The following is a 26616-nucleotide window of genomic DNA, read 5'->3' as shown; positions in this document are numbered from 1 at the left end:
AGCGCACATCCTGTGGGAGCGGGCTTGCCCCGCGAAGAGGCCGGCTCAGCCGCTGCAAGCCTCAGCGCATCTCGGCGCGCAACTGCTCGATGCGCTGGTCCTTCTCGACCCACAGCTGGTTCACCCAGGCCTGCACGGTCTCGCGAAACACCGGGTCGTTCTCGTAATCGCCCGCCCACAACGCCGGGTCCAGCTCATGCACGCGAATGTCGATAATCACCCGGCTGATGCTGCCATTGAGCAGGGCCCAGAAGCCCGGCGCCTGGTCGCCCGGGTAGACGATGGTCACATCCAGCAGAGCGTCGAGCTGTTCGCCCAGCGCCGCCAGCACGAACGCCACGCCACCGGCCTTGGGCTTGAGCAAGTGCTTGTACGGCGACTGCTGTTCAAGGCGCTTGGCCTCGCTGAAGCGCGTGCCCTCAAGGTAGTTGACCACGGTCACCGGCTGGCGCTTGAACAGCTCGCAGGCGGCCTTGGTGATTTCCAGGTCCTTGCCCTTGAGCTCCGGGTGCTTGGCCAGAAACGCCTTGCTGTAGCGCTTCATGAACGGGTAGTCCAGGCCCCACCAGGCCAGGCCCAGCAGCGGCACCCAGATCAGTTCCTTCTTGAGGAAGAACTTGAAGAACGGCACCCGGCGGTTGAGGCTTTCGATCAGCGCCGGGATATCGACCCAGCTCTGGTGGTTGCTCACGCACAGGTAGGAGGTGTCCTGGCGCAGCTTGTCGACGCCGCGGATATCCCACTGGGTAGGGATGCACAGGGCGAAAATGACCTTGTCGATCTCCGACCAGGTCTCGGCCATCCACATCACGCCTGCAGACGCATAGTCACGGCCTCGGCCCGGCAGCACCAGCTTGAGCAGGGCGAAGACCATCAACGGGCAGATCATCACCACGGTGTTGAGCAATAGCAGAATGGTTGTGAGGATGCCGGTCAGCAGGCGACGCATAAGGAGACTCTTGTTGTGTGAAATAAGCGGTCGACAATGATAAGTGTGGTTATCGCCTACGCCAAACCTCCAATGGCCTACGACCGGGACAAATGTTTCACATTATGTTGGATAAGCTCTTGCGACGAACCTATCGCGCTTGTGCAGTCTAAGCACTGTCCCGTCTCAAGGAAGTTAGCCCGTGAAACCACTGCTTGCCCTGTTATCGCTGCTCGCCCTGCCGGTCATGGCCGCCGAGCCGACCCTGTATGGTCGCTACGAGTACATCAGCCTGCCGGAGATCGGCGGTGAAACGCTCAAGGCCAAGATGGACACCGGTGCGCTGACAGCCTCGTTGTCGGCCAAGGATATCGAGCGCTTTACCCGTGATGGCGAGGACTGGGTGCGCTTCAAGCTGGCAACCAAGGATGCCGATGGCAAGGTCTACGAGCACAAGGTTGCGCGCATCAGCAAGATCAAGAGCCGCGCCGACGAGGACGATGACGAAGGCGACAGCGCCGAGGCAGCGCGCCGGCCGGTGGTCGACCTGGAACTGTGCCTGGGCGGCGAGAAGCGCACCGTCGAGGTCAACCTGACCGACCGCAGCAGCTTCAACTACCCCTTGCTGATTGGCGCCAAGGCGTTGCGCGAATTCAAGGCGGCGGTAAACCCCGCGCGCAGGTTTACCGCTGGCAAGCCTGAGTGCTGACGGAGCAGCTTCAAGCTGCGAGCCACAAGCTGCAAGAAACAGCGGATCGGTGTAAGTTCACGCGATCCGCTTCTAGTTGAAGCTTGCAGCTTGAGGCTTGTCGCCAAGAATGCCCCATATCCTCATCGTCGAAGATGAATCCGCCATCGCCGACACCCTGATCTACGCCCTGCAAGCCGACGGCCACAGCACCGAGTGGGTGACCCTGGGTAGCGCTGCCGTCGAGCGCCAGCGCCTGCAGCCGGCCGACCTGGTCATTCTCGACATCGGCCTGCCCGACATCAGTGGCTTTGAAACCTGCCGCCAGCTGCGCCGCTTCAGCGAAGTGCCGGTGATGTTTCTCAGCGCCCGCGACGCCGAGATCGATCGGGTGCTGGGCCTGGAGATCGGTGCCGACGATTACGTGGTCAAACCGTTCAGCCCCCGCGAAGTGGCCGCGCGGGTGCGGGCGATCCTCAAGCGCATGGCGCCGCGCAGCGAAACGCCCGCTGTGGCGACGCTGTTTCAGGTCGACACGCTGCGCATGCAGATCGTTTACCGCAGTGTCAGCCTGGCCCTGACCCGTCACGAGTTTCGCCTGCTGCAGTGCTTGCTTGAGCAGCCGCAGCGAGTGTTCAGCCGCGAGCAGTTGCTCGACGCGCTGGGGGTAGCGGGGGACGCTGGCTACGAGCGCACCATCGACAGCCATATCAAGAGCCTGCGCGCCAAGCTGCGCCAGGTCGCCGCTGACGCCGAGCCGATCCAGACCCATCGCGGCCTGGGCTACAGCTACAGCCCGGAACACGCCTGATGCGCCTGGGTATTCGGATCTTTCTGGTGTACTTCCTGTTTGTCGGGCTGGCTGGCTATTTTTTGCTCAATACCGTGCGTGAGCAGATTCGCCCGGTGGTGCGCCAGGCTTCCGAAGAAACCCTGGTCGACACTGCCAACCTGCTGGCGGAGATCCTCCACGACGACGTCAAGGCCGGGACCCTTGGCCAGAGCCGCTTGCCGCAGTTGCTTGAATCGTACGGTCAGCGCCGCCCCGGCGCGCAGATCTGGGGGCTGGCGAAGAATCAGGTCAGCCACCGCATCTACGTGACCGACGCCAATGGCATCGTCCTGCTCGACTCGGCCGGGGTCGATCTGGGCAAGGATTACTCACGCTGGAACGACGTCTACCTGACCCTGCACGGGCAATACGGTGCGCGCTCTTCACGCAGCGATCCGGATGACGAAAGCACCTCGGTGATGCACGTCGCGGCGCCGATCATGGATGCCGGCAAGATCATCGGCGTGGTCACCGTGGCCAAGCCCAACAGCTCGCTGCAGCCGTACATCGACCGCGCCGAGCGGCGCCTGCTCAATCTTGGGCTGGGCTTGATCATCCTCGGCCTGCTGGTCGGTGCGCTGTTGTCGTGGTGGCTGGCGCGCTCGCTGCGCAGGCTCACCCACTACGCCCAGGCGGTCAGCGAGGGTCAGCGCGCGGCGTTGCCGCATTACAAGGGCGGCGAGCTCGAGCAACTCGCCACCGCAGTCGAGCGGATGCGCACCGAGCTTGCCGGCAAGGCCTATGTCGAGCGCTATGTGCATACCCTGACCCACGAGCTGAAAAGCCCGCTGGCGGCGATTCGTGGCGCCTCCGAGCTGCTGCAGGGCGACATGCCCGCCGAGCAGCGGCTGCGTTTTGCCAGCAATATCGAACGTGAGAGCGGGCGCTTGCAGCAGATGATCGAACGCTTGCTGAATCTCGCCCAGGTCGAGCAGATGCAGGCTCTGGAGGATGAGCAGGAGGTGGCGCTGGCGGTGCTGGTCGACGAGTTGCTGCTGGCCCACGCAGCGCGTATCGACAGCGCTGGCTTGCAGGTGCGCCAGCGCGTGCCGGCGGCGGTGCGGTTGCGTTGTGATCCGTACCTGATGCGCCAGGCGTTGGCCAACCTGCTCGAGAATGCACTGGACTTCACCCCGGCGGGTGGGACTTTGCTGTTCGAGCTGGAGCAGGGCGGCGAGCGGGTCGCGTTGAGCCTGTTCAACCAGGGTGAGGCAATTCCGCAATACGCGATAGGGCGCGTCAGCGAGCGCTTCTATTCGCTGCCGCGACCAGGCAGTGGGCGCAAGAGCAGCGGTCTGGGGCTGAATTTTGTCGCCGAGGTGATGCAGCTGCATGGTGGCGAGTTGGCGGTGGATAACGTCGAAGGCGGCGTGCGGGTGAGGTTGTGGCTGCCGCTGCGGCGCGTCTGTTGAATTGCTGGGGCCGCTTCGCGACCCTCTCGCGACACAAGGCCGCTCCTACAGGATCCGCGTGAACCTGACATGACGCGGCCCCTGTAGGAGCGGCCTTGTGTCGCGAAAGGCCAGCGTAGCTGGCCCGGCGGTGTCGGCGGTGAAGCTGGTAACTGCAACTCACCACAGTATCTCCACGCAATCTCCACATTGGCTCCCTGCTGGCTCCACAGGTGCGGCACAGACTGTGCCCATCGCCAACGGAGCCTCCACCCATGAACAAGACCCTGAGTTTCAAGCTCGGCATGATCGCCTTGCTGATGTTGCTGCTGTTGATACCGCTGCTGATGATCGGTGGCCTGATCGAGGACCGGCAGAACCTGCGCGACAATGTGCTGGCCGACATCGCCCAGAGCTCAAGCTTCGATCAGCTGATCTCCGGTCCACTGCTGGTGGTGCCGTACCGCAAGTACGAGCGGCGCTGGATCGACAAAGACGGCCAGAGCGTACAGGAGACGGTCACCGTTAACGGCCAGTTGTACTTCCTGCCGGAGACGTTCGACGCTGACATCAACATTGATACCGAACTGCGCGCCCGCGGCATCTATCAGGCGCGGCTGTTCCACGCCAAGAGTCAGATAGCCGGGCGGTTCAAGCTGCCCGAGCGTTGGGGCATCGACAAGGACTATGAGGACTACCGTTTCGACAAGCCGTTCCTGGTGGTTGGCATCAGCGACATCCGCGGCATCGAGAGCAACCTGGAACTGCAGCTGGATGATCAACGCCTGCCTTTCGCTGCAGGTACCGGTCTGGACTGGATGCGTGGCGGTGTGCACGTGCCGTTGCCGCAGTTCGATGGCCAGCAGGCGCGCGAGTTCACCTATGGCTTCGAGCTTGCCTTGCAAGGCACCGGGCAGCTGTACGTGCTGCCGATCGGGCGCAGCAGCAGTGTCGACATGCAGGCCAACTGGCCGCACCCAAGCTTTGTCGGCAGTTACTTGCCAAGCCGGCGCGAGATCAGCGGTGAGGGCTTCAAGGCCCATTGGCAGACCTCGTTCTTTGCCACCAACCTGGAAGATGCCCTGCGCCAGTGTGCGACGGTCTCCGACTGTAGTGAGTACAAGCAGCGCACCTTTGGCGTGAGCTTTGTCGACCCGGTCGACCAGTACCTCAAGAGCGAGCGGGCGATCAAATATGCGCTGCTGTTCATTGCTCTGACCTTTGCCGGATTCTTCCTCTTCGAGGTGCTGAAAAACCTCAGCGTGCACCCGGTGCAGTACGTGCTGGTTGGCGTGGCGTTGGCGTTCTTCTACCTGCTGTTGCTGTCACTGTCCGAGCACCTGGGCTTTGGCGCTGCCTATGGTTTGTCGGCGTCGGCTTGTGTGCTGCTGATCGGCTTCTACCTCAGCCACGTGCTGCGCAGTGTCTGGCGCGGGTTGGGCTTCGCTGGCGGGTTGGCGGTGCTCTACGCGATGTTGTTCGGGTTGCTCAGCGCCGAGGACTACGCGCTGTTGATGGGCTCGCTGCTGTGCTTTGGCTTGCTCGGCGTATTCATGGTCCTGACCCGGCGCCTGGACTGGTCGCGGGTGGGGAGGTCGGCATGAGGGAGGAACGTGAGCTGGGGCGCCGGCTGGCGCTGCAGATCGGCCTGCTGTTTGCGCCAGGCCAGCGCTGAAAGAGGGGCCGCATTGCGGCCCCTTTTGCCGTCGTCAGGCAGCTGGCGCAGTGGCGCGCAGCGAAGGCCGCTGCGACACTTCGGCGTACCAGGCCGCCAGGCCGGGCTGGCGCTCACGCCAGCCGAACTCAGGCTGGCGCAGGTCCAGATAACCCAGCGCGCAGGCGACGCCGATGGCGACCATGTCGAACCCGGAGATCAGCTCGGCCAGGTGCTCCTGCTCCAGGTTGGCCAGGCTGCGGCGGATCTTCTCGCTCTGCGCTTCGAGCCAGCCATCCCAGCGCTTGTCCTGCGGGCGCAGGAAGCTCTCGTAGCGGCTCGATACCGCCGCATCCATGATCGCATCGGCCTGCGCCGCCAGGGTCAGCCGGCGCCAGCGGGCCGAGCCCTCACGCGGGATCAGCGGGGTGCCGACGTGCTGGCTGTCGAGGTACTCGCAGATCACCCGGCTGTCATGCAGCACAGTGCCGTCTTCCAGGCGCAAGGCCGGGATCTTGCCGATCGGGTTGTCCTGATTGAGTTGCGCGTCGCCAGCCACCGGGCTGATATTCACTGCCTGCAACTGTACCCGCGGCAGTTGCCCGGTTTCGTGCAGCACCACCATGACCTTGCGCACGAACGGCGACAGCGGCGAGTGGAACAGGGTCATCGTGCTCATGGCCGGGCCTCAGTTGCCTTGCAGGCTGGGCGGCAGGCACACGCCGGTGCCAGCGATGCCGCAGTAGCCGTTGGGGTTCTTGGCCAGATATTGCTGGTGGTAGGCCTCGGCGAAGTACACCGTTGGCGCCTGCTCGATCTCGGTGGTGATCGAGCCAAAGCCGGCCTTGTCCAGCTCAGCCTGGTAGGCCGCTTTGCTCGCGTTGGCTTGCTCGAGCTGCTCGGGGCTGGTGCAGAAGATCGCCGAACGGTACTGGGTGCCGACGTCGTTGCCCTGGCGCATGCCCTGGGTCGGGTTGTGCAGCTCCCAGAACATCGCCAGCAGCTCCTGATAGCTGACCTTGTCCTTGTCGAACACGACCAGCACCACTTCGGTGTGGCCGGTCAGGCCCGAGCAGACTTCTTCGTAGGTTGGGTTCGGAGTGAAGCCGCCGGCATAGCCGACCACCGTGCTGACCACGCCTTCGCGCTGCCAGAAGCGGCGCTCGGCGCCCCAGAAGCAACCGAGGCCAAAGATGGCGAAATCGACGTTCTGGAAGAACGGCCCAAGCAGCGGCGTCTCGTTGAAGACGTAATGCATCTCGGGCAGGCTCATCGGCGTCTCGCGGCCAGGCAGGGCCTGTTCCGCAGTAGGCAGGACGTTTTTGTTCACCAGGATTTCCGAACGCAGGACCATGGCCGCTCCTCTGTATATTCAGTAGATGTAGGCAGGGGCCGTCAGCGCGCTGCTGCGGCCCGAATGACTTGTATAGTGCCCGAGACTGAGCGCGCTGTCAGGCCACTGGTCCGCGCGGGTAGCGCTTGAGGCGCTCAACCAGTTCGCGGCCGGGGATTGGCCGATCGAACAGGTAGCCCTGGCCGACGTCACAGCGATGGCGGCGCAGGAAGGCCAGCTGCGCAGGGGTCTCGATGCCCTCGGCGACTACCTTGAGCTTGAGGTTGTGGGCCATGGCCACCACCGCCGAGGTGATTTCCATGTCGTCCTGGTTGTCCGGGATTTCGTTGATGAAGCTGCGGTCGATCTTGATGATATCGATCGGGAATTTCTTCAGGTAGCTCAGCGACGAGTAGCCGGTACCAAAGTCGTCCATCGCCAGGGTCAGCCCCAACGCCTTCAGTTCGATCAGCTGGCGGTGGGTGTCTTCGGTCGCCTCAAGCAGCAAGCCTTCGGTCAGCTCCAGTTCCAGCAAGTGCGAAGGCAGGCCTTCTTCCTTGATGATCGAGCCGATCGAGCTGACCAGCTCAGGGTCGGAAAACTGCTTGGGTGAAAGGTTGATGGCGACGTGCAGGTCACCCAGGCCAGCGGCGCTCAGTTCAAGGCTCATGCGGCACGACTGGCGCACCACCCACTTGCCGATGGGGATGATCAGGCCGGTTTCTTCGGCCACGCTGATGAACTGATCCGGGCGGATCATGCCGCGCTCCGGGTGGTTCCAGCGCAGCAATGCTTCCAGCCCGAGGAGGCGCCCGCTGCGCAGGCACAGCTTGGGCTGGTAGAACACCTCCAGCTCGTTCTGGGTCAGGGCGCGGCGCAGGTTGTTCTCGACGAACAGCTTGTAGCTGGCTTCGGCGTTGAGCACTTCGGTGAACACCTGCACCTGATGCTTGCCGTTGGCCTTGGCCTTGTGCAGGGCGAGGCCGGCGTTTTTCATCAGGGTCTGCGGGTCGCTGCCGTGCAGCGGCGCGCAGGCCAGGCCGACCGAGGCGGTGACGTTGATCAGCTGGTTGTCGACGAACATCGGCTTGTCGAGGGTGCGCAGCAGTTGCAGGGCAATGCTCTGGCCGCCCTCCAGGCTGGTGTGGTCAAGCAGCACGGCAAATTCGTTACTGGCAAAGCGCGCAAGGATGCCGCCGACTGTCAGACTGTTGCGCAGGCGTCGGGCCAGGCTCACGAGCAGCTTGTCGCCGGTCTGGTGGCCAAGGCTATCGTTGATCCGCTTGAAGTTGTCGATGTCGACCAGCAGCAGGCACAGCGAACTGGCGCTGTCGCGGCTGAAGCGCTCATCGAGGTTGCGAATGAACGCCGGGCGGTTGCCCAGGTTGGTCAGGTTGTCGGTGTAGGCCAGGCGCTCGATGCGCTGCTGAGCCAGCTTGCTCTGGGTGACGTCTTCGTAGATGCCGATGTAGTGGGTCAACTCGCGGTTGTCGCCGTACACCTTGGAAATCGACAGCTGACCCCAGTAGGGTTCGAGGTTCTTGCGCCGGCTCTTGAATTCGCCCTGCCAGCTGTTGCCCATATCCAGGCTCGACGGCGAATCGAACAGCAGCTCGCTGAGGTTTTCCAGGGCCGGCAGTTCGGACAGGCGATGGCCCTGGACCTCATCGGTGCTGTACTGGGTGATCGCGGTGAAACTTGGGTTGACGTACTCGACCACGCCGTCGCGGTTGACCAGCAAAAAGGCGCTGGCGCTCTGCTCGACCGCGCGCTGGAACAGGTGCAACGCGCTGGCAGCGGTACGCCGGTTGTGGTTGGTGATGACCTGGGCGAACTGGTCGGCGAGCTCGCCTGCAAAAGCGATTTCATCCGACTGCCAGGCCCGCGGCATGCCGGTTTGCTCCAGGCACAGCACGCCGACTACCTGGCCGTCGACGCGGATACTGGCGTCGAGCATGGCGTTGTCGGAGGCCGGGAACAGGCTCTGCGCCATGTCGCGGGTGCGCGGGTCGTGGCTGGCGTTGTGCGCGTCGATGGCGCGGCTGGCATGCAGCGCTTCGATGTAGTCGGGGAACTGGCTGGCGTCGATCGGGGCCGGTAGGCGGTGCTCCTGGTCAAGCCGGTACCAAGCGGTAATCGGCTCCAGCTGCTGGTCATGCAGGTACCAGATGCTCGAGCAGTCGACGTTGTAGATTTCACAGGCGCTGCGGGTGATCAGCTCGGCGGCTTCGAGCAGCGAGTTGTCGGCGCTGTAGCGCTGCCGCGCCAGGCGCAGAATCAAGTCTTGCTGGGCTCGTACCCGCTCCAGATGCTCTAGCTGTTCCTGCTGCGCGCGCTGGTTCAGCTGCAGAGCGATCTGCAGGCGGTTGTTGCGGGTTTCCAGGTCGCTGGCGGTCATGTTGATGCTGTCTTCGGCGTGATCATCGAGCACTGTCAGGTACCCGCGCAGCAGCTGCCGGCCATGCTGCTTGTAGACTTCGCCGCACTCGAGCAAACGCAATGGCGCCGGGCCAACGTGCAGGGTGTAGCGCACCCGGTAATGACCACGGCGCGACAGCTGCAGCTGGATCTCGTCATGCAGGCGATAGCGTGCTTCGGGCTCCATCAGGCTGGCATACGGCGAGCTGACCAACGCGCACAGCTCAGCGGCAGGCAAGCCGAATTGGCGGTCGCAGTTGGGGTCCAGGTAGAGCATCGCCCAGTTGGCTTCGTTGAGCCTTTCGAAACGCAGCATGCCCAGCCGCGAGGGCACGGGTAGCTGGGTCACGACCTCGGCCGCCACTCGGGTCGCGGCATCGGGTTGGCTTTTCATCGAAGACTCGCTTGAAGAGGGTGACAGGGCCTGGCAGGCAGCGCATCTGGCAAGGTTGCATCATGTCCCGAAGGCTGGCAAGCGGCCATGTCGGGCTATTGGCAGTTTATCGGCAGGGGTGTGAGTTTCTGCAGCCGGTTGCAGTTTTGCGGGCAAAAAAAAGCCCCGCCAGGAGCGGGGTTGAGGTACGAGCGTGGCAGCTCGAAAGTGGTGTCTGCTGCCCCGGCATGTGCCGGGGCAGCAGTTGCAGCATTACAGCAGGATGGTGCGGATATCACCCAGCAAGTCGCTCAGGCGCTTGGTGAAGCGCGCAGCAGCGGCGCCGTTGATCACACGGTGATCGTACGACAGCGACAGCGGCAGCATCAGCTTGGGCTGGAAGGCCTTGCCATCCCAGACTGGCTGGATGGTTGCCTTGGATACACCCAAGATCGCCACTTCCGGCGCGTTGACGATCGGCGTGAAGCCAGTGCCGCCAATGTGACCGAGGCTGGAGATGGTGAAGCAGGCGCCCTGCATCTCGTCGGCCGAAAGCTTTTTGGTACGGGCTTTTTCAGCCAGTGCCGCAGCTTCGCCAGCCAGTTGCAGCAGGCTCTTCTGGTCGACGTTCTTGATGACCGGGACCAGCAGACCATCCGGGGTGTCGACGGCGAAACCGACGTTGACGTACTTCTTGCGGATGATCGCTTTGCCGCTTGGCGCCAACGAACTGTTGAAGTCCGGCAGCTCCTTGAGCAGGTGGGCGCAGGCCTTGAGCAGCAGCGGCAGTACGGTCAGCTTGACGCCGGCCTTTTCCGCTACGGCTTTTTGCGCGACACGGAAGGCTTCCAGCTCGGTGATGTCAGCCGAATCGAACTGAGTCACGTGCGGCACGTTGAGCCAGCTGCGGTGCAGGTTGGCAGCGCCGACCTGCATCAGGCGGGTCATGGCCACTTCTTCGACTTCACCGAACTTGCTGAAGTCGACCACCGGGATCGGCGGGATACCAGCACCACCGGTTGCACCGGCGGCGGCCGGCGCGTCCTTGGCCTTCTGCATCATCGCCTTGACGTAGACCTGCACGTCTTCCTTGAGGATGCGACCGTGCGGGCCAGTAGCCGAAACAGCGCCCAGCTCGACACCGAATTCACGGGCCAGCTGACGTACCGCAGGGCCGGCATGGACCTTGGCGTTGCTGGCAGCAGCCGGGGCAGCAGCCTGGGCCGGTGCAGCAGCTGGAGCCGGTGCGGCGGCAGGTGCGGCAGCCGGAGCAGCCTCAGCCTTGGCCGGTGCGGCAGCCGCCTGGGCAGGGGCCGCAGCAGGTGCGGCGCCAGCGATCTTCAACTTGAGGATCAGGTCACCGGTGCCGACTTCGTCGTCCAGCTTGGCGATCACTTCTTCAACCACGCCAGCGGCAGGCGAAGGGATCTCCATGGAGGCCTTGTCGGACTCCAGGGTGATCAGCGACTGGTCAGCTTCGACGGTGTCGCCGGCCTTGACCAGTACTTCGATGATCTTGGCCTTGCCCGACGAGCCGATGTCCGGCACGTGGATGTCCTGCACGGTGGCAGCAGCAGGAGCTGCGGCCGGCGCAGGAGCAGCCTCGGCGGCTGGCGCAGGCGCGGCAGCAGGTTGTTCGGCGGCAGGCGCAGCAGCGGCCGGAGCCTCGGACGCCGCAGCGCCCTCGGCTTCCAGAACCAGCAGTTCGTCGCCTTCTTTCAGGCGATCGCCCAGCTTGACCTTGAGCTCTTTGACGATGCCGGCTTTAGGCGCCGGAATCTCCATGGAGGCCTTGTCGGACTCCAGGGTCAGCAGGCTCTGGTCAGCCTCGATGCGGTCGCCAACCTTGACGAACAGCTCGATGATTTCACCTTCACCGCTGCCGATGTCAGGTACGCGAATGAGTTCGCTCACTTAAAAATACTCCTCAGCAGTCCAGTGGGTTGCGCTTGTCCGGGTCGATGCCGAACTTGACGATGGCATCAGCTACCACCTTCGGTTCGATCTCGCCACGGTCAGCCAAGGCTTCCAGGGCAGCCAGCACCACGAAGTGACGGTCAACTTCGAAGAAGTGACGCAGCTTCTTGCGGCTGTCGCTGCGACCGAAACCATCGGTACCCAGGACTTTGAACTCTTTGCTCGGCACCCACTGACGGATCTGCTCGGCAAAAATCTTCATGTAGTCGGTCGATGCGATAACCGGGCCTTTGCGACCGGTCAGGCACTGCTCGACGTAAGTCTGCTGTGGCTTCTGGCCAGGCTTGAGGCGGTTGGCGCGTTCTACGGCGAGGCCGTCGCGACGCAGTTCGTTGAAGCTGGTAACGCTCCACACGTCGGCACCGACGTTGAACTCTTCGCGCAGGATCTTCGCAGCTTCACGGACTTCACGCAGGATGGTGCCGGAACCCATCAGCTGAACGTGGTGTGCCGCGTCGCGGGTGTCTTCTTCGAGCAGGTACATGCCCTTGACGATACCTTCCTCGACACCGGCCGGGATTGCCGGCTGCTGGTAGGATTCGTTCATCACGGTGATGTAGTAGAAGATGTCCTGTTGCTCTTCGGTCATCTTCTTCATGCCGTCCTGAATGATCACCGCCAGCTCATAGCCGTAGGTTGGATCGTAGGTGCGGCAGTTCGGGATGGTCCCGGCCAGCAGGTGGCTATGACCGTCTTCGTGCTGCAGGCCTTCACCGTTGAGGGTGGTACGGCCGGCGGTACCGCCGATCAGGAAGCCACGGGTGCGGCTGTCGCCAGCGGCCCAGGCCAGGTCACCGATACGCTGGAAGCCGAACATCGAGTAGAAGATGTAGAACGGCAGCATCGGCTGGTTGTGGTTCGAGTACGAAGTACCGGCAGCGATGAACGACGACATGGCGCCGGCTTCGTTGATGCCTTCTTCGAGAATCTGACCTTTCTTGTCTTCGCGGTAGAACATCACCTGGTCTTTGTCGACTGGCTCGTAGAGCTGGCCGACCGACGAGTAGATGCCCAGCTGGCGGAACATGCCTTCCATACCGAAGGTACGGGCTTCGTCCGGGATGATCGGAACGATGCGCTGGCCAATCTCTTTGTCCTTGACCAGCTGCGCGAGGATCCGCACGAAGGCCATGGTGGTGGAGATTTCACGGTCGCCCGAACCGTCCAGGATAGCCTTGAGGGTTTCCAGGGGCGGGGTCGGGATGCTCATGCTCTTGGCGCGGCGCTGTGGTACGAAGCCACCCAGGGCGGAGCGACGCTCGGCCAGGTAACGGGCCTCGGCGCTGCCTTCTTCTGGTTTGAAGAACGGCAGGTTCTCCAGCTCGTCGTCCTTGACCGGGATGTCGAAACGATCACGGAAGTGACGCAGGCTGTCGACGTCGACCTTTTTGGTGTTGTGCGCGGTGTTCTTGGCTTCGCCAGCACCGGTACCGTAACCCTTGATGGTCTTGGCCAGGATGACGGTCGGCTGATCCTTGTGGTTCACAGCCTGGTGGTACGCCGCGTAGACCTTGTACGGGTCGTGGCCGCCACGGTTGAGCTTCCAGATCTCGTCATCGGACAGGTCTTCGACCATGGCCTTGAGCTCTGGGGTGTTGAAGAAGTGCTGACGGACGTACGCGCCGTCCTTGGCCTTGTAGTTCTGGTACTCGCCGTCGATGACTTCGTCCATGCGACGTTGCAGGATACCGTCGACGTCCTTGGCCAGCAGTGGGTCCCAGAAACGGCCCCAGACCACTTTGTTGACGTTCCAGCCACCGCCACGGAACACGCCTTCGAGTTCCTGGATGATCTTGCCGTTACCGCGCACTGGGCCGTCGAGGCGCTGCAGGTTGCAGTTGATGACGAAGATCAGGTTGTCCAGCTTCTCGCGGCCAGCCAGGGAGATCGCGCCCAGGGATTCCGGCTCGTCGCACTCGCCGTCGCCCATGAAGCACCAGACCTTTTGCTTGCCGGCCGGGATGTAGCCGCGGGCTTCGAGGTACTTCATGAAGCGCGCCTGGTAGATCGCCTGGATCGGGCCCAGACCCATCGAAACGGTCGGGAACTGCCAGAAGTCAGGCATCAGCCATGGGTGCGGGTAGGACGACAGGCCTTTGCCATCCACTTCCTGACGGAAGTTGTTCATCTGCTCTTCGCTGATCCGGCCTTCCATGAAGGCACGGGCGTAGACGCCAGGCGAGGCGTGGCCCTGGAAGAAGATCAGGTCGCCGCCGTGTTCGTCGGTCGGGGCCTGGAAGAAGTAGTTGAAGCCGATGTCATACAGGGTGGCACTGGAGGCAAAGCTCGAGATGTGTCCGCCCAGGTCCGAATCCTTCAGGTTGGTGCGCATGACCATGGCCAGTGCGTTCCAACGCACCAACGAGCGAATGCGGCGTTCCATGAACAGGTCGCCAGGCATGCGTGCTTCGTGGGTGACAGGGATGGTGTTGCGGTATGGCGTGGTGATGGCATACGGCAGCTGGGAACCACTGCGGGTGGCCAGCTCGCCCATACGGGTCATCAGGTAATGAGCGCGGTCTTCGCCTTCTTTGTCGAGGACCGACTCCAGGGCATCCAGCCATTCCTGGGTTTCGATTGGATCGAGGTCTTGCATGGCTTGCTCCAGGGCGGAAAGGCAACCAGAATCGGCTGCCTGAGTTTGCGACTGGCCTTATGGGCAGACGTCGTGAATTCTTGGATTACCGGAGTGTGACCCGGCGCCGTGTAGTTTTACTACAAAAGCTTTCGCATTTCATGCTTTTACACGGTCGGGGTAGTAGTAATACTACAGAAATGCGACGTTTGGTCGCACCCTGGCTTGTGGGGAAAAACGTTCATGTTGGTTGGCGATGTAGCTGAGGCGGGTGGATCTTGATATTTAATGCCAATGATTCGTTGATTTCAGCTATTTACAACTTTTGTATGACACTTCAACCGCGGTCCCGCTTCCCCGTAGCCAATTACACCCCTCTCTTTGTTGCCGATCAAGGATAGCCCATGCGTCTGCCTTTGCCTCTCGATCTGCCCGCTGGCTTGCAACCACTGGTCGTCCGTAACCAACAGCTGCTGAACGAGGCGCTGAGCAGTCAGGACGACCCTGGCCTGTCTACGTTGAGCGCCGAGCATCGGCAGCAGTTCGAGCAGGTGGCTGCCGCCAGCGAGTTCATCTTCGATCAGGCTCAGCGCGAGCCGGGTATGTTGCTCGAGCTGCTGGCCAGCGGTGATCTGGAGCAGGCCTATGCGCCGGGCGAGATGACCGCGCGGATTGCCGCAGTGGCCCAGGCGGCGCAGAGCGAAGAAGAGCTGGCGCGCAACCTGCGCCGGGCCCGCAACCGTCAGCAGATGCGCATCATCTGGCGCGACATTACCCGCCAGGCGGCGCTGGGGGAAACCTGCCGCGACCTGTCAGATATGGCCGACGCCTGCATCGATCAGGCTTACCAATGGCTGTACCCGCGGCATTGCCAGCAGTTCGGCACGCCTATCGGCAACCGCAGTGGCGAGGCGCAGCACATGGTCGTACTGGGCATGGGCAAGCTGGGTGCGGTCGAGCTGAACCTGTCTTCGGACATCGACCTGATCTTCGCCTTTGCCGAGGGCGGCGAGACCGAGGGGGTCAAGCGCTCGCTGGACAACCAGGAGTTTTTCACCCGCCTCGGCCAGCGCCTGATCAAGGCACTCGATCCGGTCACCGTCGATGGCTTTGTGTTTCGCGTCGACATGCGCCTGCGTCCCTACGGCTCGGCCGGCGCGCTGGTGCTGTCGTTCAATGCACTGGAGCAGTACTACCAGGACCAGGGCCGCGACTGGGAACGCTACGCCATGATCAAGGCGCGTGTTGTGGCCGGTGATCAGGCTGCCGGCGCCCAGTTGCAGGAGATGCTGCGGCCGTTCGTGTACCGGCGCTACTTGGACTTCTCGGCAATCGAAGCGCTGCGCACCATGAAGCAGCTGATTCAGCAGGAAGTGCGGCGCAAGGGCATGGCCGACAACATCAAGCTGGGCGCGGGTGGCATTCGCGAGGTCGAGTTCATCGCCCAGGCTTTCCAGCTGATCCATGGTGGGCGTGACCTGAGCCTGCAGCAGCGGCCACTGCTGAAGGTGCTGGCCACCCTTGAAGGGCAGGGCTATTTGCCGCCTGCAGTGATTGCCGAGCTGCGCGAAGGCTATGAATTCCTGCGTTATACCGAACACGCCATCCAGGCCATTGCCGACCGGCAGACGCAGATGTTGCCCGACAGCGACATCGATCGGGCGCGGGTTGCGTTCATCCTCGGCTTTGCCGACTGGGACAGCTTCCATGCCCAGTTGATGTACTGGCGCGGACGCATCGACTGGCACTTCCGCCAGGTCATCGCTGACCCGGATGAAGACGAGGCCGAGGGCGAACTGGTGGTGGGTGGCGAATGGTCGCCGCTGTGGGAGCAGGCCCAGGATGAAGAGGCCGCCTGCCGCCAGCTTGAAGAAGCCGGCTTCGGCCAGCCAGCCGATGCCTTGCGCCGCTTGACCGGGCTGCGCGCCAGCCCGCAGCTGCGTTCGATGCAGCGCCTGGGCCGCGAACGCCTGGATGCATTTATCCCGCGCCTGCTGGCTCAGGCCGTTGAACACGACAATCCCGACTTGGTATTGGAGCGGGTACTGCCGCTGGTCGAGGCGGTGGCGCGGCGCTCGGCGTACCTGGTGTTGCTGACCGAGAACCCAAGTGCCCTGCGCCGTCTGCTGACGCTGTGCGCAGCCAGCCCGTGGATCGCCGAACAGATTGCCCGCTATCCGCTGCTGCTCGATGAGCTGCTCAACGAGGGCCGTCTGTTCAGCCCGCCGCTGGCGCCGGAATTGGCCAGCGAGCTACGCGAGCGGCTGACCCGCATCCCCGAAGACGACCTCGAGCAGCAGATGGAGGCCCTGCGCCACTTCAAGCTGGCGCACAGCCTGCGCGTGGCTGCCTCGGAAATCAGCGGCAACCTGCCATTGATGAAGGTCAGTGACTACCTGACCTGGCTGGCCGAGGCGATTCTTGACCAGGTGCTGGCCCTGGCCTGGCGCCAGACCGTGGCCCGTCACGGTCAGCCCAAACGCAGCGATGGCAGCCTGTGTGATCCAGGTTTCATCATCGTCGGTTACGGCAAGGTCGGCGGCATCGAGCTGGGCCACGGCTCTGATCTCGACCTGGTGTTTATCCATGACGGCGATCCGCAGGCTGAAACCGACGGCGCCAAGCCGATCGACAGCGCGCAGTTCTACACCCGTCTGGGCCAGCGCATCATTCACCTGCTGACCACCCAGACCAACTCCGGCCAGCTGTATGACGTCGACATGCGCCTGCGTCCCTCGGGCGCTGCCGGCTTGCTGGTCAGCTCGCTCGGTGCGTTCGAGCGTTACCAGCAAGGGGAAGCCTGGACCTGGGAGCATCAGGCGCTGGTACGGGCGCGGGTGCTGGTTGGCTGCAAGGACGTGGCGAGCGCGTTTGAAGCGGTGCGGGCGAGGGTGCTCGGCCAGCCACGTGATCTGGACAAACTGCGCGCCGAGGTCAGCGAGATGCGCGCCAAGATGCGCGGCAGCCTGGGCACCAAGCAGACTGCGGCAGGCACTGCGAGCAATGCCTTCGAGGCTGGCGTGCCGTTCGATATCAAACAAGATGCCGGCGGCATCGTCGATATCGAGTTCATGGTCCAGTACGCGGCGCTGGCCTGGTCGCACGCGCACCCGGCGCTGCTGCGCTGGACCGACAACATCCGCATCCTCGAAGAACTCGAACAGGCCGGGCTGGTGCCGGCCAGCGATGCAATATTGCTGCGAGAAGTGTACAAGGCGTTTCGCTCGGCCTCGCACCGCCAGGCCCTGCAAAAGCAGGCCGGGGTGATCGACGCCGCGCAGTTCGCCACTGAACGCGCCGAAGTGCGCCGGATCTGGGGTGAGTTGGGTTTGAGCTGAAATCGCTGGGGCCGCAGGGCGGCCCTTCGCGGCAGTCCGGCGTCCCGGTAAACCCACAGGGTTAGGCTGCGCCGCAAAAACTTGTGGGAGCGGGTTTACCCGCGAACGAAGGCAAAGCCTTCGCCGTACAAATAGGGGGTGCGACCGGCCTCTTCGCGGGTAAACCCGCTCCCACAGGGTTATGAGCGGCGTGCTGAGCTCGTGTTCTTTTGCGTTACAGGCGCTAAAAGCCTTGCTCCACCACCAGTGGTACACTGCACGCCACCTAGCCTGAATATAAAGAGGGGAGACCGTGCTGCACTTTCCCCCAGCGTTCCTGGACAAAGCATGAGAATACTGATCATTGGCCCCAGCTGGGTCGGCGACATGGTAATGGCGCAGACCTTGTTCCAGTGCCTGAAGCAGCAGCACCCTGAGTGTGAGATCGACGTGCTGGCGCCCGAATGGAGCCGGCCGCTGCTCGAACGCATGCCCGAAGTGCGCCAGGCCTTGAGCTTCCCGCTCGGCCACGGCGCGCTGGAGCTGGCCACGCGCCGGCGGATCGGCAAGTCGCTGGCGGGCCAGTACGACCAGGCGATCCTGTTGCCCAATTCGTTGAAGTCGGCGCTGGTGCCGTACTTTGCCAGCATCCCCAAACGCACCGGTTGGCGCGGCGAGATGCGCTACCTGTTGCTCAACGACGTGCGCAAGCTGGACAAGGCGCGTTACCCGCTGATGATCGAGCGCTTCATGGCCCTGGCCTATGCGCCCGGCGCCGAGCTGCCGCAGCCGTATCCGCGGCCAAGCCTGCAGATCGAGGCGCCGAGCCGCGACGCCGCGCTGGCCAAGTTCGGCCTGGCGCTGGACCGGCCGGTCCTGGCCTTGTGCCCGGGCGCCGAGTTTGGCGAGTCCAAGCGCTGGCCGGCCGAGCACTACGCCGAAGTCGCCGACGCCATGATCCGCCAGGGCTGGCAGGTCTGGCTGTTTGGCTCGAAGAAAGACCACCCGGTTGGCGAAGCCATCCGCGAGCGGTTGATCCCCGGCCTGCGCGAAGAGTCTTACAACCTTTCCGGCGAAACCTCGCTGGCCGAGGCCATCGACCTGATGTCCTGCGCCGATGCGGTGGTTTCCAACGACTCAGGGCTGATGCACGTCGCCGCGGCGCTTAACCGCCCGCTGGTGGCGGTGTACGGCTCGACCTCGCCGGGCTTCACCCCGCCCTTGGCCGAACAAGTCGAAGTGGTCCGCCTGGGCCTGGAATGCAGCCCGTGCTTCGACCGCACCTGCCGCTTTGGTCATTACAACTGCCTGCGTCTGCTTGAGCCGGGCAAGGTCATTGCCGCGCTGCATAATCTGGCTGGGCCGAACCGTATCGATGTTCTGGCTGAGGTCGACTGAGTGCGGGTTCTGATCATCAAGACGTCTTCGTTGGGAGACGTGATTCATACCTTGCCGGCGCTGACCGATGCCGCCCACGCCATCCCCGGCATCCGTTTCGACTGGGTGGTGGAAGAGGGTTTTGCCGAGATCCCGAGCTGGCACCCAGCGGTAGACCGGGTGATTCCGGTAGCGATACGGCGCTGGCGCAAGAACATCTGGCAGACCCTCAAGAGCGGTGAATGGAAAGCCTTCAAGCAGCGCCTGCGCGAGCGCCAGTATGACCTGGTGATCGACGCCCAGGGCCTGGTCAAATCGGCCTGGCTGACCCGTTATGTCAAGGCGCCGGTGGCTGGGCTAGATCGCTTCTCGGCGCGTGAAGGCCTGTCCAGCCGCTTCTATGACCGGCCGTTGTCGGTTGCGGTCGGCCAGCATGCGGTGGAGCGCCTGCGCCAGCTGTTTGCCCTGGCGCTGGCTTACGACCTGCCCGAAGGCATCGGCAACTACGGCCTGGACCTCGACCGTCTGCAATTGCCACCCACGGCGCCGTTCGTGGTGTTCCTGCATGGCACGACCTGGGCAACCAAGCATTGGCCAGAGGCCTACTGGCGCGAGTTGGCCGAACGCATGGGCCGGCGCAACCTGCAGGTCTGCCTGCCGTGGGGCAATCAGGCCGAAAAAGACCGTGCCGAGCGCATCGCCCAGGGCTTGAGTAATTGCCAGGTACTGCCCAAATTGAATCTGGTAGGGGTGGCTCGCGTGTTGGCCGCAGCCAAGGCCTGCGTGGCGGTGGATACCGGCCTGGGTCATCTGGCTGCAGCACTGGATGTACCGACCATTTCCCTGTTTGGACCCACCAACCCTGGTTTGACCGGCGCCTACGGACGTGTCCAGGTCCACCAGGCCAGCGACTTCCCTTGCGCGCCCTGCCTGCAAAAGAAGTGCACCTATAAACCGAGCGCCGAGGATCTGCGCCGGTTCGATATCAAACGCGAGTGGCCGCTGTGCTTCACTCGCCTGAATCCCGAGCATGTGGCGAGCCGCTTGAGCGCGTTGCTGCTGGCTGAGGATGTTCGTTAATGCAACTGGCTTTCGTACTGTACAAATACTTCCCGTTTGGCGGGCTGCAGCGTGACTTCATGCGCATTGCCCTGGAGTGCCAGCAGCGTGGTCATCAGATCCGCGTCTATACGCTGATCTGGGAGGGTGAGGTTCCGCCTGGCTTCGAAGTGCTGGTGGCGCCGGTCAAGGCGATCTTCAACCATCGCCGCAACGAGAAGCTCAGCGCCTGGATGGCCGCTGACCTGGCCAAGCGCCCGGTCGACCGCCTGATCGGCTTCAACAAGATGCCCGGACTGGACGTCTACTACGCTGCCGACGGCTGCTTCGAAGACAAGGCGCAGACCCTGCGCGGCAGCCTGTACCGGCGCTGGGGCCGTTACCGCCACTTCGCCGAATACGAGCGTGCGGTGTTCGCCAAGGATGCCCGCACCGAGATCCTGATGATCTCCGAAGTGCAGCAGCCGCTGTTCATCAAACACTACGGTACACCGGTGGAGCGTTTTCATCTGCTGCCACCAGGGATTTCCCAGGACCGTCGGGCACCGGCCAACGCCGCTGAAATCCGTGCGCAGTTCCGTCAGGAGTTCAAGCTTGCTGACGATGACCTGCTGCTGGTGCAGATCGGCTCCGGCTTCAAGACCAAGGGCGTCGACCGCAGCCTCAAGGCGCTGGCTGCGCTGCCGGCGGCGTTGCGCAAGCGCACCCGGCTGATGGTCATCGGCCAGGACGACCCCAAAGTGTTCCAGCTGCAAAGTGCCGGGCTGGGCCTGGGCGAGCAGGTGCAATTTCTCAAGGGGCGCAGCGATATCCCGCGCTTCCTGTTGGGTGCTGACCTGCTGATTCACCCGGCCTACAACGAAAACACCGGCACCGTGCTGCTCGAAGCGCTGGTCGCCGGCTTGCCGGTGCTGGTCTCGAAAGTATGCGGTTATGCCCATTACATCGCCGAGGCCGACAGCGGTCTGGTGCTTGATGAGCCGTTCGCGCAGGAGCAGCTCGACCGCTACCTGCAACGCATGCTCGAAGACGGCGAGGCCCGTGCGGCCTGGTCGCGCAATGGCCTGGCGTTCGCCGACAGCGCCGACCTCTACAGCATGCCGCAGCATGCCGCCGATGTGATCCTCAACCAGGAGCGCGCATGAAGCTGATATTGGCGCAGCCGTTCCAACGGCTGTGGGCCGGGCGCGATGCCTTCGAGGCCGCCGAGCAACTGCAGGGCGAAGTGTTCCGCGAACTGGAAGGCCGGCGCACGCTGCGCACCGAGGTCGAGGGCGCAGGTTACTTCGTCAAGATTCACCGTGGCATCGGCTGGGGCGAGATCTTCAAGAACCTGTTCAGCGCCAAGCTGCCGGTACTCGGTGCCGGCCAGGAATGGCGCGCCATCCAGCGCCTGCATGAAGTCGGCGTGCCGACCATGACCGCAGTCGCCTATGGCGAGCGCGGCAGCAATCCGGCGCAGCAGCATTCGTTCATCATCACCGAAGAGCTGGCGCCGACCATCAGCCTGGAAGACTTCAGCATCGACTGGGTCAAGCAGCCGCCGCTGCCGCGCCTCAAACACGCGCTGATCGCCGAAGTGGCGAAGATGACCGGCGGCATGCACCGCGCCGGGGTCAACCACCGCGACTGCTACATCTGCCATTTCCTTCTGCATACTGATCGCCCGGTGAGTGCCGACGACTTCAAACTGTCGGTAATCGACCTGCACCGCGCCCAGACCCGCAGCAGCATCAGCCGCCGCTGGCGCGACAAGGACCTGGCCGCGCTGTACTTCTCGGCGCTGGATATCGGCCTGACCCGGCGCGACAAGCTGCGCTTCCTGCGCGGTTACTTCCAGCAGCCGCTGCGTCAGATCCTCACCGAGGAGGCGCGCCTGCTGGCCTGGCTCGAAGGCAAGGCGCAGAAACTGTACGCGCGCAAACAACGCTACGGGGATGCACTCTGATGGCGGGCTGGACGCTGCTGCCGGAGTATCAACACCTGGCAGCAGATTTCGGCAGCCTCGAGGCAGTGTTCGCCATCGACGGCGAGCGCCTGACCCGCGACCCGCTCAGCGAAGTGGTGCGGATCCAGCGCGATGGCGTGTACTACTACGTCAAACGCTATACCGGCGCCGGCAAGCACTTGCGCCGCTACCTGGGCCGGCCGCGGATCAAGGCCGAGTGGCAGAACCTCAAGCAGTTCGCCAAGTGGGGCATTCCCACCGCCGAAGTGATCGGCTGGGGCCTGGAGCGCAATGGCCTGGCCTTTGGCCGTGGGGCGATGATCACCCGCGAGCTGCCGCGTACCGAAGACCTGTCCGAACTGGCCAAGCGCAATGATCCGCGCCTGGCCGACCGCGCTTGGGTCGACCACGTCAGCCGTCAGTTGGCCCGGCATACGCGGGTCATGCACGACAACCACTTCACCCATAACGATCTGAAGTGGCGCAACCTGCTGGTGGACGATCAGGGCACGCTATTCTTCATCGATTGCCCGACCGGCGATTTCTGGCGCGGCTTCATGCTCCGCCATCGAGTGATCAAGGACCTGGCCTGCCTGGACAAGGTCGCCAAGTATCACCTGTCGGCGACTCAGCGCCTGCGCTTCTACCTGCAGTACCGTGGGCACCAGCGGTTGAACGCGAGCGATAAACGGCGGGTACGCGAAGTGGTGCGCTTTTTCGAGGGAAGGGAATGACCGACTATCTGGCCAGCAGCGAGCTTGCCCTGCTGCAACGCCACGGCTTGAACGATTTCGAAGCGCTGTGGGCGCTGCAACTCGATGCGGTGGACGAACCCAATACCGGCCGTGGCGGCTGGAGCAGCGTGTTTCGCCTGGAGTTGGAGGGCAAGGGCTACTACCTCAAACGCCAGCTCAACTACTTCACTCGCACCCTGCATCGGCCCTTCGGTGAGCCGACATTTGCCCGCGAGTTTCGCAATATCACGCGCTACCAGAAGCTGAAGATCCCGGCCTTGCAGGCGGTGTTCTACGGTGAGCGCAAGGGTAACGGCGAGCACCGCGCGATGCTCATGACTCGCGCCCTGGATGAGTGGAACGACCTCGACAGCCTGCTGGCGCAGTGGCCGCAACTGGCCGCCGAAAAACGCCTGGGCATCCTCCAGGCCTGCGGCCAACTGGGGCGTACCTTGCACGCCGCCGGCCAGGTGCACGGTTGCTTCTATCCCAAGCACATCTTCCTCCGCGAGCGCCGCGAAGGCTGGCAGGCGCAACTGATCGACCTGGAAAAGACCCGGCCGCTGCTGCTTGGCATGCGCGACCGGCTGAAAGATCTGGAACCTTTGCTGCGCCGTGCCCGCGCCTGGAGCGAAGGCGATGTGCGCAGTCTGCTGGCGGCCTATCTGCAGCAACCGGCCGACAGCCCGCTGGTGACTACCTGGCTGCAGCGGCTGGTGCGCCGCCAGCATGAAAAAGAGGCCCGTTGATGCGTTTGTCTGAACTCAAGGCGGCTGGGCGCACGCCGAGCCTGCCGCTGAACATTACCTTGGCCGATGCTGCTGGCAGCGCTGAGCTGCAGCTGCTCAGCCTGCTGCGGGTGCTGCCTGGGCAACGCTACGTCGGTGCTGGTATTTGGCGCGGCAAGCCGGTGCTGGCCAAGCTGCTGGTCGGCAGCAATGCTGCACGGCATTTTCAGCGCGAGCTGGATGGCGTCAAGCTGATTGCCGCGCAAGGCTTGACCACTCCGCAACTGCTGGCTGACGGTCTGCAAGAGGGCGAGGGCGGCTGGCTGTTGTTCGAGTACCTGGAAAACGCCCAGAGCCTGGGCGCTGCCTGGGCTGAGGTCGAGGCGCTGGCGCCGCTGGCCGATGAGCAGCAACAGGTACTGGGAGAGGCGCTTGGGGCGGTTGCGCAGATGCACGCCAAGGGCTTGTGGCAGGCTGATCTGCATCTGGATAACCTGCTCCGCCACGGTGGCCAGCTGTACCTGATCGATGGTGCCGGGATCAAGGCCGAGACGCCGGGGCAAAATCTGTCGCGCCCGCGCGTGCTGGAAAACCTCGGCGTGTTCTTCGCCCAGTTGCCCAAGCGCCTCGAGCCGTTCACCGAAGAGCTGCTGGTGCATTACCTGCTGGCCAACGGTGAGCACGCGCTGCCGCTGGAAGCCCTGCAGAAGCAGGTCGACAAGGTTCGCGCCTGGCGCCTCAAGGACTTCCTGGACAAGGCCGGTCGCGAGTGCACCCTGTTCAGCGTGGAACGCAGCCTGTCTGGCCTGCGTGCTATCGATCGTAGCGAAGTGGCGGCCATGCAGCCGGTGCTGGAGCAGGCCGATGCGCTGATCGACCAAGGCCACCTGTACAAGACCGGTGGCGCCGCAAGTGTTGCCCGGGTCGACGTTGGCGGCCGGCCGCTGGTGCTCAAGCGCTACAACATCAAGAACACCGTGCACTGGTTGAAGCGTTTCTGGCGCCCGAGCCGGGCCTGGCATTCGTGGATCGAAGGGCAGCGTCTGCGCTTTCTCGACATCGCCACGCCAAAGCCGCTGGCGGTGCTTGAACAACGGGTCATGGGCCTGCGCAGCCGTGCCTATCTGGTCACCGAATACGCCGATGGACCGGATCTGCTCGAGTGTTTTGCGCCCTTCGTCGCCAGTGGCGATGCGCCCGACGAGCAGTTGCAGGCCTTGCTGAGGTTGATGCAGCAGTTGATCCGCGAGCGCATCAGCCATGGCGATATGAAAGGCCATAATTTGTTCTGGCAGCACGGCCAATGGTCGTTGATCGACCTCGACGCCATGTGCCAGCACGCCACTCAACTCAGCTTCGCGGCTGCCTATGCCCGTGACCGGGCGCGCATGCTGCGAAACTGGCCGAGTGACAGCGCCTTGCACAAGCGGATTGATCAGCTGTTGCCGCGGCTCGCCGAATAGGCTTCGGGCAGCGCCAGCCAGTCGCTGCTGCGGCCCGACTGGCGCACTCGGATGCGCCATTCGTCCGCCTGCCAGCGCAGCACCGCCCAAGGCTTGACGCCTGTCTGCTCAGCCGGGGGAATCAGCAGGTGGTACTGGTCTGCCAGCAAATGCCTGCGCAAGCCCAGTTGCCCGCTGCGGGTCTGCAGGTACAGCTGCTGGCCATCAGCGTGCAAGCCCGCTGCGCTGCTCAAAGGGGTGCCGGCGCGGGCTGGCGTGAGCAGGCAGTCATGACACAACGCTGCCAGATCTGGCAGGCCGTCATACCAGAGCACAGGTGAATCGATCACCCACTCGCCGCTGCGCAGGCGTTTGATCGGCTGCTGTAGATAGGCATCCGGTTGCTCAGGGTCGATAACCCGCCAGCGTTCGCCATCGAAGCTGACTTTGTAATGACTGCCGTGGTTGTCCCTGACGAAGTACAACGACAAGCCCCCAAACGCCGAAACCTGCTCGTAGACACCGATGTCATGCACACCATCGATGCGATAGCGCAACGAGCTGGTGTCGACATTGACTTGGTAGCGGGCCGGCAATGGCAGTGGCGGTTGCTTGGGCAAGCCGCGCAGCGCTCGGCGCAGGACGCCGGTAGCGAAGAAGCTGCCGCCCGCATCCGTGGCATGGCTGATGGTGTTGTAGAGATGGCGCAACACGCCTTCCATATCGCCTCGCTGGTGTGCCTGGATGCCATCGCAGATGTCCAGGATCATTCGCCCGATCGATAATGCCATCAGGGGCTTGGCAGGCAGTACCAGGCTTATCAGGTCCAGCAACCGCCAGGACAGGTCGATGACTGACTGAACATTGACCTCGCGAGTCGTCCGGCTGCTGGTGTCGACTGCTGCAAGTTGGGCGCGGACCTCTGCCATATACAATGCGAAGAACAGATCGTCGTGAATGGCTGGCAGGCGTAGAGAACTGCCCAGGCCCCCTTTGAGCAACAGCCGTTGCAGCTCGCTCTCCTCGACCTGTGGTAGCCGAGCGGCCAGGTACTGGCGCAGCGCCGGTTTGTCGCGCAGGGTGCGCAGCAATTGCCGGGTGCTGGAAAACTCGCGCCAGTTGCGTCGGTCTGGCGCGCCTGGGGTGTACATGAGAAACGACGGCACACTGCCTTGTGCAGTGTTTATCAGTAGCACCCCCTGCACCGTATGGCCCTGGATCAGTAGCTGCCGCACCACGACCGTATGGCCATCTACCGGCGGGCGGAGCGCGTTGTGGGGTTGGTCCAGTACCGCCGTTGCCCAGCGGTAACCACGCTCGGCGCGATGTTCGGCGAAGTGCCCGGCATACCGGGCCTTGACCGCTTCGGCACGCATTCGGGCGCGGTTGATTCGAGTATGGGCCAGCAGGCGCCAGCGGCCCGTGCGCGAGTCGACCAGTTGGGTGTAGAGAAAATCTGCATAGCGCCCGCCGGCATTGAGGCTGCGCACCAGTGTCTTCACGTAGGCCGGCGTCAGCTCCGGGGGCAGCGTGCGTGCCTCGGTATGGCTGACACGGGCGGTCAACCAGTAGTCGTAATTGAACCAGGCGAGGTTGACCAAGGCCAGATCGTCCAGTGGCAAGCGCTCGGTGACCATCTCAATGGTTTCATTGCCGACCTGTTTGAGGCCTTGCCAGGTAATGAACAGGGATGGGTTGAACGGGTAGGGCTGCGGCCCGACCTGGCGGGCGCGCGTGATGCTCACCGTTATGTCCTGTGGTAGCAGTTGCAGGCCGAAATCATCGAGTAGTCGCTCTTGCAGGCGGGCTCGCGTCCATGTCCTGAGATCGTTCTGCTGAATA

Annotated in this window: 19 protein-coding genes; 12 read left to right on the top strand and 7 right to left on the bottom strand. The window is 63.4% G+C overall.

Going from position 1 to position 26616, the window contains the following annotated elements:
- Positions 1-61: 61 nt before the first annotated feature.
- Positions 62-949 (bottom strand): acyltransferase, encoded by an 888-nt coding sequence (locus IDM28_RS20970; RefSeq protein ID WP_101322458.1) that lies wholly within the window; start codon positions 947-949, stop codon positions 62-64.
- Between the two features lie 181 nt (positions 950-1130).
- Here IDM28_RS20970 and IDM28_RS20965 point away from each other — a divergent pair, with 181 nt between their 5' ends.
- From IDM28_RS20965 to creD, 4 genes are all read left to right on the top strand, one after another.
- Positions 1131-1637, top strand: a complete 507-nt coding sequence (locus IDM28_RS20965; protein WP_150570458.1) for an ATP-dependent zinc protease — start codon at positions 1131-1133, stop codon at positions 1635-1637.
- Positions 1638-1746: 109 nt separating this feature from the next.
- The gene (gene creB, locus IDM28_RS20960) at positions 1747-2427 is read left to right on the top strand and encodes a two-component system response regulator CreB (protein WP_181089462.1); all 681 of its coding nucleotides are present in this window, start codon (positions 1747-1749) and stop codon (positions 2425-2427) included.
- Positions 2427-3860, top strand: a complete 1434-nt coding sequence (gene creC / locus IDM28_RS20955; protein ID WP_181089461.1) for a two-component system sensor histidine kinase CreC — start codon at positions 2427-2429, stop codon at positions 3858-3860. The genes creB and creC overlap by 1 nt, the downstream gene beginning before the upstream one ends.
- 254 nt (positions 3861-4114) lie before the next feature.
- Positions 4115-5443 carry a cell envelope integrity protein CreD gene (gene creD, locus IDM28_RS20950; protein ID WP_188036801.1) on the top strand — a complete coding sequence of 443 codons (1329 nt, stop codon included), beginning with the start codon at positions 4115-4117 and terminating at the stop codon, positions 5441-5443.
- A gap of 105 nt (positions 5444-5548) precedes the next feature.
- On the opposite strand, the gene IDM28_RS20945 is transcribed toward creD, so the two are convergent.
- From IDM28_RS20945 to aceE, 5 genes are all read right to left on the bottom strand, one after another.
- On the bottom strand, positions 5549-6172 hold the full coding sequence (locus IDM28_RS20945) for a glutathione S-transferase (RefSeq protein ID WP_181089459.1): 624 nt from the start codon (positions 6170-6172) through the stop codon (positions 5549-5551).
- A gap of 9 nt (positions 6173-6181) precedes the next feature.
- Positions 6182-6847 (bottom strand): peptide-methionine (S)-S-oxide reductase MsrA, encoded by a 666-nt coding sequence (msrA, locus tag IDM28_RS20940; RefSeq protein WP_188036800.1) that lies wholly within the window; start codon positions 6845-6847, stop codon positions 6182-6184.
- A 97-nt stretch (positions 6848-6944) separates the two neighbouring features.
- Positions 6945-9638, bottom strand: coding sequence for a putative bifunctional diguanylate cyclase/phosphodiesterase (locus IDM28_RS20935; protein ID WP_150570454.1), 2694 nt, complete (start codon positions 9636-9638; stop codon positions 6945-6947).
- Positions 9639-9890: 252 nt separating this feature from the next.
- Complete coding sequence (gene aceF, locus IDM28_RS20930; protein ID WP_188036799.1) at positions 9891-11531, bottom strand: dihydrolipoyllysine-residue acetyltransferase; 1641 nt, start codon at positions 11529-11531, stop codon at positions 9891-9893.
- Between the two features lie 13 nt (positions 11532-11544).
- Positions 11545-14190, bottom strand: a complete 2646-nt coding sequence (gene aceE, locus IDM28_RS20925) for a pyruvate dehydrogenase (acetyl-transferring), homodimeric type (RefSeq protein WP_103435242.1) — start codon at positions 14188-14190, stop codon at positions 11545-11547.
- A gap of 383 nt (positions 14191-14573) precedes the next feature.
- Between aceE and glnE the strand changes: the two genes are divergently transcribed.
- From glnE to IDM28_RS20885, 8 genes are all read left to right on the top strand, one after another.
- Entirely contained in the window at positions 14574-17507 is a 2934-nt protein-coding gene (gene glnE / locus IDM28_RS20920) for a bifunctional [glutamate--ammonia ligase]-adenylyl-L-tyrosine phosphorylase/[glutamate--ammonia-ligase] adenylyltransferase (protein WP_188036798.1), read from the top strand.
- A gap of 327 nt (positions 17508-17834) precedes the next feature.
- Positions 17835-18884: a lipopolysaccharide heptosyltransferase II gene (gene waaF / locus IDM28_RS20915; RefSeq protein ID WP_188036797.1), complete on the top strand. Its 1050-nt coding sequence runs from the start codon at positions 17835-17837 to the stop codon at positions 18882-18884.
- Positions 18885-19943: a lipopolysaccharide heptosyltransferase I gene (waaC, locus tag IDM28_RS20910; RefSeq protein WP_150573398.1), complete on the top strand. Its 1059-nt coding sequence runs from the start codon at positions 18885-18887 to the stop codon at positions 19941-19943.
- Complete coding sequence (locus tag IDM28_RS20905; RefSeq protein WP_188036796.1) at positions 19943-21067, top strand: glycosyltransferase family 4 protein; 1125 nt, start codon at positions 19943-19945, stop codon at positions 21065-21067. The genes waaC and IDM28_RS20905 overlap by 1 nt, the downstream gene beginning before the upstream one ends.
- Positions 21064-21870 (top strand): lipopolysaccharide core heptose(I) kinase RfaP, encoded by an 807-nt coding sequence (gene rfaP, locus IDM28_RS20900; RefSeq protein WP_101322444.1) that lies wholly within the window; start codon positions 21064-21066, stop codon positions 21868-21870. Before IDM28_RS20905 ends, rfaP begins: the two co-directional genes overlap by 4 nt.
- Positions 21870-22604, top strand: coding sequence for a lipopolysaccharide kinase InaA family protein (locus IDM28_RS20895; protein ID WP_101322443.1), 735 nt, complete (start codon positions 21870-21872; stop codon positions 22602-22604). The genes rfaP and IDM28_RS20895 overlap by 1 nt, the downstream gene beginning before the upstream one ends.
- A complete protein-coding gene (locus tag IDM28_RS20890) occupies positions 22601-23353 on the top strand; it encodes a lipopolysaccharide kinase InaA family protein (protein WP_181089452.1) in 753 nt (250 codons plus the stop codon). The genes IDM28_RS20895 and IDM28_RS20890 overlap by 4 nt, the downstream gene beginning before the upstream one ends.
- Entirely contained in the window at positions 23353-24795 is a 1443-nt protein-coding gene (locus tag IDM28_RS20885; protein WP_188036795.1) for a lipopolysaccharide kinase InaA family protein, read from the top strand. The genes IDM28_RS20890 and IDM28_RS20885 overlap by 1 nt, the downstream gene beginning before the upstream one ends.
- On the opposite strand, the gene IDM28_RS23975 is transcribed toward IDM28_RS20885, so the two are convergent.
- Positions 24768-26615: a dermonecrotic toxin domain-containing protein gene (locus tag IDM28_RS23975; RefSeq protein ID WP_316937020.1), complete on the bottom strand. Its 1848-nt coding sequence runs from the start codon at positions 26613-26615 to the stop codon at positions 24768-24770. The genes IDM28_RS20885 and IDM28_RS23975 overlap by 28 nt on opposite strands.
- Between the last annotated feature and the right edge of the window lies 1 nt (position 26616).

The sequence above is a fragment of the Pseudomonas sp. EZ-C24 genome (genome assembly GCF_014525325.1).
GTDB lineage: Bacteria > Pseudomonadota > Gammaproteobacteria > Pseudomonadales > Pseudomonadaceae > Aquipseudomonas > Aquipseudomonas shirazensis.
The sequence above is the reverse complement of the archived record's forward strand: the minus strand, read 5'-3'. Positions and strand labels throughout refer to the sequence as shown.